Annotated in this window: 2 protein-coding genes; both read left to right on the forward strand. The window is 45.6% G+C overall.

Translation table 11 applies throughout. The annotated features are described in order from the left end of the window. The coding region (locus tag BN1247_RS00160; RefSeq protein ID WP_222705233.1) for a hypothetical protein at positions 1-639 on the forward strand (639 nt) is incomplete at its 5' end. A gap of 87 nt (positions 640-726) precedes the next feature. Continuing rightward, entirely contained in the window at positions 727-2,022 is a 1,296-nt protein-coding gene (locus BN1247_RS00165) for an IS110 family RNA-guided transposase (protein WP_054948550.1), read from the forward strand. Positions 2,023-2,038 lie beyond the last annotated feature (16 nt).

Raw genomic sequence — 2,038 nt, forward strand, 5'->3', positions numbered from 1 at the left:
CGAATTAAGGAGTATGCGAATAGGCTAAAGAGGGATGGGCAAATAACCATTCGTCGGGGCAATGAAGGCTTGAAGGTGTATGCGAAAAGGCTGGAGAACAATCTCAAAAAAAATCGGCCTCAGGTTGCAAAAGTGCATAAGGATGCTGGGGATACACTTCGTCTTAAGAAAGGGGATAATTGGCGAGATAGTGGAGAGGGAACAAAGAAAGGATCGACAGGTGGGACGGAAAAGTCTACTAATGTTCCCAAGGTAAAACCAGAGTTGTTCAAGAATGGGAGGGTAACAGTAGAGTCGATCAAAGAAAATCGTGCCGTTTTTAGTAAGAAAACGGCTGAAGATATTGCAAAAATGTTACAAGATGCGGGGTATGACATATCAATAATTGATTCAAAGCGGTCAAGATCAGGTGCTAAGGTCATAAAGATACTAAACCCTGGAAAGGGAAAGAACATTACACAAGTGCAAGTTTCACCGGGTGGAGGGCGTCACGGTTCTAACCCTTATGTAAAGATCTCGACTGATGACCAGGGTATCATTAAGGTGGTCGATGGACCGGACAATTTATATAAGACAGATGGCAAAGAAAAGGCGACGATTATTTTTTCAGGGAGCCATTCCTGTAATGAATTAATTTGAGGTTTGCACAAAAAAAGTGCCTCCAGTAAGCTTGGGTTAGAATGTAGCGCTACACTCATTCATCCCAAGGCAAAAGGAGACACTCACATGAAGTATAAGATGAAACAGAAGAAAAATCAACGCATTTTACGCATGACCGAAAAAACCTTAATCGTTGGGGCAGACATTGCCAAGCAGACACACGTCGCTCGTGCGATCGACTTTCGGGGGATCGAACTCGGAAAAGACTGCGTGTTCGAGAATACGCACCAAGGGCTAACCAAACTGGTGAAGTGGATGAAGGACTTAAAACAGGTTCACAACAAAACAGATGTGCTGTTTGGCGTTGAACCAACTGGACACTATTGGTTTCCTTTAGCGGCATTTTTAAAAGAAGAAGGCATCAAAGTCGTTGTGGTTAACCCACATCATGTCAACCGAAGTAAAGAGTTGGAAGACAACTCACCGACGAAAAACGACTACAAAGATGCCAAAGTGATCGCGGATCTTATCCGCAACGGTCACTACGCTGAACCGAAGTTCCCGACACAGGTTTATGCCGATTTACGGATCATCATGAACCTGCGAGAAAAAGTAATGGTGAACTTTAATCAAGCAAAACTGCGTATTCAGAACTGGCTAGACCGCTTCTTCCCTGAGTACCATCAAGTGTTTAAAGACTGGGAAGGCAAAGCATCGCTAATGACCTTGCGTGAATTTCCAATGCCCAATGAGATTGTCGCTTTAGGCGCCGAAGCCATTCTCAAGCATTGGAAATCGGAAGTGAAGCGGGCTGTCGGGATAAAGCGCGCCGAGAAGTTGGTGAAAGTAGCGACAACTTCTATCGGGCTTACAGAAGGCATGTATGCCGCGAAGATTGAATGTTCGATGCTGCTAGATCAGTACACCTTGTTAGCTGACCAACTAGAAGAGATCATGCGGCAAGTGGAGCAACTGCTTGAGAAAATCCCCGGTACCGAAGCAATGATGACCATTCCCGGTGTGGGCATTGTCACACTCGCTGGTTTTCTAGCAGAAGTGGGTGATTTAAATGACTACGACCACGGGCAACAAATCATCCGCTTGGCGGGGTTGAATCTCAAAGAGAATAGCTCAGGCAAGAAGAAGGGGAAAGCGAGTATTAGTAAACGAGGACGTGCAAGGTTACGTGCCCTGCTATTCCGATGTGTCCTCCCGATGGTCGCTAAAAATGCCGAGTTTAAAGCGATGCATCGTTACTACACGACACGTCGTCACAATCCCCTGAAAAAGAAGCAATCGCTTATTGCCCTATGCTGCAAACTGATCAAAGTTCTGCATACGCTCGGTACGAGGCAGATTGCGTATGATGCGAAGGATGTTCTGGGTCCAGTGCGCCAGCAACAGTTACAGATGGCTGCTTAAAACGAATTAGCCAATC

Source organism: Numidum massiliense, assembly GCF_001375555.1.
Taxonomy (GTDB): Bacteria; Bacillota; Bacilli; order Thermoactinomycetales; family Novibacillaceae; genus Numidum; species Numidum massiliense.